Genomic DNA, 6,811 nt, shown 5'->3' with positions numbered 1-6,811 from the left:
ATGATCCGCGATCTCACGGCACCCAGTATCACGCCGCCTCGCCGGCCAGTTCGCGAGCTTCCTGCTCACTTTCCACCGACGGTCCCGACCCCGGCAATGGCTTGCCCGCGACTTCGGGCGTGAACAGTAGTGTGACCACTCCTATCAGGCCCGCTGCCATCAGCATGTAGGCCGGGATCATGACATTGCCGGTGCTGGATATCAGCGCTTGAGCAATCAGCGGGGTGGTGCCGCCGACGGTCGACAGCGAGATGTTGTAGGAAATGGCCAACGCCCCGTAGCGGACGCTGGTGGGGAATAGTGCCGGCAATGCCGAGGGCGTAGTGCTGTCAAAGCACAGTTCCATCAGTCCGATCAGTAGCACGCCGATGAAGATCAGCGGATAGCTGCCGCCGTAGCGGATCAGCAGGAATGCCGGAATGGAACCGACGACGAGCAACCCGCAGCCAGTCCACATGATCGGCTTGACGCCGATGTGATCCGAGAGCTTCGCCACAAACACGATCGCGGCCATCAGGATCGCCAACGTCGCCACGATCATCATCAATCCAGCCGTGTTGCCCACCCGCACAACCACTTTCAAATATGTCGGCAGGTATCCGGTCATGATGAAGTCGGCGACCTGGGAGGTCAACACGAGAGCCACGACAATCAGCATCGGCCGCCACTGCTCGACGAGCATGCGCCGAATTCGGTGCCAGCCGTGGTCGTCCTGCGCTTCGGCGTCATGGCTCAGGTGGGTGTAGGCGGATGACTCCTCGAGTCGCTGTCGCATGTAGAACGCGATCAGGCCGAGCGGCGCCCCCAGCAACAGGGGAACGCGCCAGCCCCAGGCCAGCCAGTCGCTGCTCGGCAGCCAAGCCTGCAGCGCGGTGACCATGAAGCCGGCGAACACAAAGCCGACCAGATTGCCCATCGGCAGGAACCCGACCGTCATGCCGCGTTTGCGGTCTGGAGCCTGCTCAACCAGATAGGTCATCGCCCCGACGAACTCGCCGCCCGTCGACAACCCCTGAAAGACTCGGGCAACGACAAGCAGGATCGGAGCCCAGACGCCAATGGTGCTGTAGCCGGGAAGCAAACCGGTCGCCGTTGTGCCTATCGTCATCAACAGGATCGTGGTGACCAGCACCCGCTTGCGTCCGATGCGGTCGCCGAGCGGACCGAAGATGAACCCGCCCAACGGACGTACCACGTACGCGGCCGCCAGTGAGCCGAAGGTGGCGATGAGGTGGGCAGCGCTAGCGCTGTTGCCGGGGTAGAACACCTGCGCCAGCGTCGTGGCCATGTAGCCGTAGGCCCCGAAGTCGTACCACTCCATGAAGTTGCCGATCGCGGTGCCCCCGATGGTGCGGGACATCGCTGACCGATCGGTGATCGTGATCTCGTCGAGCGTCCATTTCCGCTGACGGCTTTCGGTGCTCATTGACACACTTGGTACCCGAACTCTGCCGGGCCGAACCAGTCGGGCCCGTCGCCCGACCCGCCGAGCGCGAATATCAACTACTTGCGATTGCTCGGTCGAGCAGATACCGTCGGGTTGCGGCGGAGTTCTGCAGGATCCTGGAGAATCACTGAAACCAGTGGCCAGATGCCCTTTCCCAAGGGATCCGTGCGCGATCGCAACGGACAGGAGCGACCATGGCTCGATTCCCCAAGCCGCCCGAGGGCAGCTGGACGCAGCATTACCCGGAATTGGGCACCGATCCAGTGTCGTACGAGGACTCCGTCAGCCCCGAGATCTACGAGTTGGAGCGCGAGGCGATCTTCAAGCGCGCGTGGCTCAATGTTGGTCGCGTCGAGCAGGTTCCGCGGAAGGGGAGTTACTTCACCAAGGAGCTCAAGGTCGTCAACACGTCAATCATCCTGGTGCGTACGGTATCCGGAGAGATCAAGGCCTATCACAACGTCTGCCGGCACCGCGGCAACAAGCTGGTGTGGAACGACATGCCGCTCGAAGAGACCAGCGGTGTGTGTCGCCAGTTCACTTGCAAGTACCACGCCTGGCGTTACGACCTGGACGGCAACCTGACGTTCGTGCAGCAGGAAGAGGAATTCTTCGACCTCGACAAGAGCCGCTACGGGCTGGTGTCGGTGCACTGCGATGTCTGGGAAGGCTTCATATTCGTCAACTTCGCCAAGCAGCCCGAGCAATCGTTGCGTGAATTTCTGGGTCCGATGATCGGGGATCTGGCGGGCTACCCGTTCGGCAAGATGACCTCACGCTGGTGCTATCGCTCTGAGGTGAGGGCGAACTGGAAGCTGTACATGGACGCGTTCCAGGAGTTCTATCACGCCCCGGTGCTGCACGCGAACCAGTCGCCCACCGCCTATTCAAAGGCCGCCGCCGAAGCCGGCTTTGAGGCCCCCCACTACCGGCTGGACGGCCCACACCGGTTGGTCAGCACCTCGGGTGTGCGGGCCTGGGAGATGTCGGCTGAGATGCGCAAGCCGATCGAGGACATCTGCCAGAGTGGCCTTTTCGGCCCTTGGGACAAGCCGGATTTGGGAGAGCTGCCGGTAGGGCTGAACCCTGCGAAATGTGATCCGTGGGGCCTTGATTCGTTTCAGCTGTTCCCCAACTTCGTGATTCTGTTCTGGGGGCAGGGCTGGTATCTGACCTACCACTATTGGCCGACGTCGTTCAACAGCCACATTTTCGAGGGCACCCTGTATTTCCCGCAGCCGCGGACTCCGCGCGAACGCGTTGCCCAGGAACTGGCCGCGGTGTCGTTCAAGGAATACGGACTGCAGGACGCGAACACGCTGGAGGCAACCCAGAGCATGCTCGAGTCGCGCGTGGTCGATCGGTTCGTGCTCAACGACCAGGAGATCCTGCTGCGTCACCTGCACAAGGAAACCGCGGCCTGGATCGAGCAATACCGTCGCGCGTCCACGGTAGGAGTGTGAGCCCGGTGAACCCGATGTCTGCTCTGCTGCCAACCGAATTCGCCGACCTGGAGCCCTTCACGCAGTGGTGCTTGCCCACCGAACCGGAGCGTTACGCCAAGCGACTGGCGAGCTCGATGACCGAGATGAAGATCTTTTACGACGCAATCACCCCACGCGCCGAAGAAGCCATGGCCTACTGCGACAAGTTCCCGCTCGACGACTTGCCCGACGATGTCGTGAACCTGATGCACCTGCTGTATTCGATGATCATGGTGTCGTTTCCGGTCGAGTGCTGGAAGCAGCCCCGCGTGCCGGACTCGGGCGCCTCCACCCTGGACTGTGTATCGGAACCCGTCCCATGATGGCCGTGACCGTGCTGCGGGCTGATCGCTGGGGCGACGTCGACGCCGGCCAGGTGCGCTCGCCGGCGGTGGTCGTGGTCGACGGGCAGCGCATAACTGCCATCAATCCCGAAGGGCCGCTGCCAGATTCGGCGGCGGTCATCGACCTCGGGGATGTCACCCTGCTGCCGGGTCTGATGGACATGGAACTCAACCTGCTCATCGGCGGTCCCGGAGGACCCGAGGGTCTGCCGGCGCCGATGCACGGCGTCCAGGACGACCCGGCCTATCGCACCCTGCGCGGCGCCGTCAACGCACGTACCACCCTGGACGCGGGTTTCACCACCGTGCGCAACCTCGGGTTGATGGTCAAGACCGGCGGCTACCTGCTCGATGTCGCGCTACAACGCGCTATCGACCAGGGCTGGCATCCCGGCCCGCGCATCTATCCCGCCGGCCACGCCGTCACGCCCTACGGTGGGCACCTGGATCCGACGGTGTTTCAGCGCCTGGCACCCGGGATCATGCCGCTCTCGGTGGCCGAGGGCATCGCGAACGGTGTGCCCGACGTGATCGCCTGCGTCCGATACCAAATTCGCCACGGCGCCAAGCTGATCAAGGTGTCCGCGTCGGGCGGCGTCATGTCGCACAGCACCGCCCCGGGCGCTCAGCAGTATTCCGATGCCGAGTTCGCCGCGATCGCCGACGAAGCCCACCGCGCCGGGGTGCGGGTGGCCGCGCACGCGGTCGGCGACTCCGCGGTTCGGGCGTGTATTCGGGCCGGGATCGACTGCATCGAGCACGGCTTTCTGGCCACCGACGAGACGATCCAGATGATGGTCGATCACGGCACCTTCCTGGTCTCCACCACCTATCTGACCGACGCGATGGCGATCGACCGGATCGCCCCGGAACTGCGCAAGAAAGCACTCGAGGTATTTCCGCGCGCAAAGGAGATGCTGCCCAAGGCGATTGCTGCCGGTGTACGCATCGCAAGCGGCAGCGACGCACCCGCGATCCCGCACGGCCAGAACGCCAAGGAACTAGGTGCGCTGGTCGCGCGCGGCATGACGCCGATGCAGGCGATCCGGGCAGCCACGGTCGTGGCCGCCGAACTCATCGAGGCCGACCACGAGTTGGGGCGCCTGGCGCCGGGCTATCTTGCCGACATCATCGCCGTGCCGGGCGATCCCTCCCGCGACATCGCCACCACACTCGAGGTCTCGTTCGTCATGAAGGACGGGCAGATTCACAAGACGCCGATCACGCGATAGCGCAGGGAGACAAGGATGGAACTTACCGAGAACATCCTGTGGCTGCTCAAGCAGGCCTTCTACTTCTCGCTGACCACAGTGAATGACGCGATCAGCCCGCACGGCGTCAGCACGGCCCAAATCGGTGTGCTGCGGCAACTTTCCAACGAGCCGGGCTTGTCCGGTGCCGAACTGGCCCGACGTCTGCTGATCAGTCCGCAAGGCGTTCAGCTGGCGCTCACCGCGCTGCAACACCGTGGTCTGGTGGAAAGAAAGCAAGACCCTCAGCACAAGCGCATTCTGCAGGCGTACCTGACCGACGAGGGGCGTAGTGTCGTGGCCACGGTGCTCAGCGACGCCGTCGCCGCTCACGAAAAGGTCTTTGGCGTACTGACTGCCGACGAGCAGGAGACTCTGCGTGAATTGCTGGGCCGGGTGGTCGAAAAGGGCACTGGTCACGAGTTGTTCAAAGATCGCACCGATATCTAGTACTTGATACCTATCGCAAGTAGTTGATACTCTTCTGGAGATGCATGATCCCCCCGCTCTGTTGTCGACGGCTTCGGCGGTCACCGAAGAGGTGACTATCCAGCTCAATCAGCGGACCACGACAGTGCCGTACGAGGCAGGCGATACCTTGCTGCAGACCGCCCGAATGGCGGGCCTGAATCCCCCGTCGTCGTGCGAAATCGGCTCCTGTGGAACATGTATGGCCCGGTTGACCGAAGGGTGTGCCCGGATGCTCAACAATGACGCGCTCGAAGACGACGAGGTCGACGAGGGCTGGGTGCTGACCTGTCAGGCCGTGCCGACCAGTCGCACGGTGCGGGTGGTCTACGAGTGAACGCGCCGAATCGATGAGCAGGGTGGCGGTGGTGACCGGCGGCGCCTCCGGCATCGGCGAGGCGACCTGCCACGAATTGGGGCGCCGCGGACTCAAGGTCGCCGTCCTCGACGTCGATGAGCAAGCAGCGCAACGCGTCACCGAGGACCTTCTGGCGGACGGGACCGTTGCTGTCGGCGTCGGCGCCGACGTGACCGACCGGCTTGCCGTCGAGCAAGCGTTCGCGAAAGTCCGCAGCGAACTGGGCCCGGTTTCGGTGTTGGTTACCAGCGCAGGATTGTTCGGCTTCTCGCCCTTCATCGAGATCACCGCCGAGGCTTGGGCACGGATAATCGACGTCAACCTGACCGGTACCTTTCATTGCTGCCAAGTCGCCCTGCCCGACATGTTGGCCGCGAAATGGGGCCGGATCGTGATGATTTCGTCGTCGAGCGCGCAACGCGGATCGCCGTTCGCCGCGCACTACGCGGCATCCAAAGGTGCGGTGATCACCCTGACCAAGTCGCTGGCCCGCGAATACGCCGCACACGGGATCACTGTCAACACCATCCCGCCGTCGGGCATCGAGACGCCGATGCAACATCAATCCCAAGCCGCCGGAATTCTGCCCTCCAACGAGCAGATCGCCAGCAACATCCCGGTGGGTTACCTGGGTACTGGTGCCGACATCGCCGCCGCGGTCGGGTTCCTGAGCTCGGACGAGGCCCGCTATATCACCGGCCAGGTCCTCGGTGTCAACGGTGGTTCGGTGCTATGACATTCGTGGCAGCACAGTAGATTTCGGGAGGCTGACATGACGCGATCAGGAAGACCCGCGGAGGGATCGTGGACCGAACACTACCCCGAACTGGGCACCGGTCCCGTCTCATTTCGCGACTCCACGTCCGCGGAGTTCTACGAACTCGAACGTGAAGCAATCTTCAAGCGGGCCTGGCTCAACGTCGCCCGCGTGGAAGAGCTGCCGCGCGTCGGCAGCTACGTCACCAAAGAGATCGAGGTCGCCCGGGTTTCGGTCATCCTGGTCAAGGGCCGCGACGATCACATTCGTGCCTTCTACAACGTCTGCCGCCACCGCGGAAACAAGCTGGTCTGGAACGACTTTCCCGGCAACGAGACGCGCGGTACCTGCCGGCAGTTCACCTGCAAGTATCACGGCTGGCGCTACGATCTTGATGGCGCGTTGAAATTCGTGCAGCAGGAGTCGGAGTTCTTCGATCTCGACACCGCCGACTACGGGTTGAATCCGGTGCATTGCGACGTGTGGAACGGCTTCATCTTCATCAACCTCGATCCCGAGCCGCGGCAGAGTCTGCGCGAGTTCCTGGGTCCGATGATCACCGGTCTGGACGACTACCCGTTCGGCAAACTGACCGAACGCTATGAGTGGGTCGCTCACAACAACAGCAACTGGAAGATCTTCGCGGACGCGTTCCAGGAGTATTACCACGTTCCGTCGCTGCACCCGCAGCAGGTACCTGCCG

Annotated in this window: 7 protein-coding genes and 1 pseudogene; 7 read left to right on the top strand and 1 reads right to left on the bottom strand. The window is 63.1% G+C overall.

The window, feature by feature from the left end:
- Positions 1 to 28 precede the first annotated feature (28 nt).
- Positions 29 to 1,360: an MFS transporter gene (locus VML93_RS10825; RefSeq protein WP_325610418.1), complete on the bottom strand. Its 1,332-nt coding sequence runs from the start codon at positions 1,358 to 1,360 to the stop codon at positions 29 to 31.
- Positions 1,361 to 1,641: 281 nt separating this feature from the next.
- Between VML93_RS10825 and VML93_RS10820 the strand changes: the two genes are divergently transcribed.
- The 7 genes and pseudogenes from VML93_RS10820 to VML93_RS10790 all read left to right on the top strand — a co-directional run.
- Entirely contained in the window at positions 1,642 to 2,910 is a 1,269-nt protein-coding gene (locus VML93_RS10820; RefSeq protein ID WP_325610415.1) for an aromatic ring-hydroxylating dioxygenase subunit alpha, read from the top strand.
- A gap of 5 nt (positions 2,911 to 2,915) precedes the next feature.
- Positions 2,916 to 3,254 carry a hypothetical protein gene (locus tag VML93_RS10815; protein WP_325610417.1) on the top strand — a complete coding sequence of 113 codons (339 nt, stop codon included), beginning with the start codon at positions 2,916 to 2,918 and terminating at the stop codon, positions 3,252 to 3,254.
- A complete protein-coding gene (locus VML93_RS10810) occupies positions 3,251 to 4,507 on the top strand; it encodes an amidohydrolase family protein (protein WP_325610413.1) in 1,257 nt (418 codons plus the stop codon). The genes VML93_RS10815 and VML93_RS10810 overlap by 4 nt, the downstream gene beginning before the upstream one ends.
- Positions 4,508 to 4,522: 15 nt before the next feature.
- Complete coding sequence (locus VML93_RS10805) at positions 4,523 to 4,975, top strand: MarR family winged helix-turn-helix transcriptional regulator (RefSeq protein WP_325610412.1); 453 nt, start codon at positions 4,523 to 4,525, stop codon at positions 4,973 to 4,975.
- 88 nt (positions 4,976 to 5,063) lie between these two features.
- Positions 5,064 to 5,330, top strand: a pseudogene (locus tag VML93_RS10800) (2Fe-2S iron-sulfur cluster-binding protein); the annotation flags it as partial.
- A gap of 13 nt (positions 5,331 to 5,343) precedes the next feature.
- On the top strand, positions 5,344 to 6,087 hold the full coding sequence (locus VML93_RS10795) for an SDR family NAD(P)-dependent oxidoreductase (RefSeq protein ID WP_325610410.1): 744 nt from the start codon (positions 5,344 to 5,346) through the stop codon (positions 6,085 to 6,087).
- A gap of 36 nt (positions 6,088 to 6,123) precedes the next feature.
- The coding region (locus tag VML93_RS10790) for an aromatic ring-hydroxylating dioxygenase subunit alpha (RefSeq protein ID WP_325610409.1) at positions 6,124 to 6,811 on the top strand (688 nt) is incomplete at its 3' end.

The sequence above is a fragment of the Mycobacterium sp. genome (assembly GCF_035499775.1).
Classification (GTDB): Bacteria; Actinomycetota; Actinomycetes; order Mycobacteriales; family Mycobacteriaceae; genus Mycobacterium.
Note: the sequence above shows the minus strand (reverse complement) of the source record. Positions and strands in the feature narration are given on the sequence as shown.

Excerpts from the sequence above, each read along its gene's own strand:
- VML93_RS10810 (WP_325610413.1), top strand. The coding sequence starts at position 3,251 with ATGATGGCCGTGACCGTGCTGCGGGCTGATCGCTGGGGCGACGTCGAC.
- VML93_RS10825 (WP_325610418.1), bottom strand. The coding sequence starts at position 1,360 with ATGTCCCGCACCATCGGGGGCACCGCGATCGGCAACTTCATGGAGTGG.
- VML93_RS10820 (WP_325610415.1), top strand. The coding sequence starts at position 1,642 with ATGGCTCGATTCCCCAAGCCGCCCGAGGGCAGCTGGACGCAGCATTAC.
- VML93_RS10795 (WP_325610410.1), top strand. The coding sequence starts at position 5,344 with ATGAGCAGGGTGGCGGTGGTGACCGGCGGCGCCTCCGGCATCGGCGAG.
- VML93_RS10805 (WP_325610412.1), top strand. The coding sequence starts at position 4,523 with ATGGAACTTACCGAGAACATCCTGTGGCTGCTCAAGCAGGCCTTCTAC.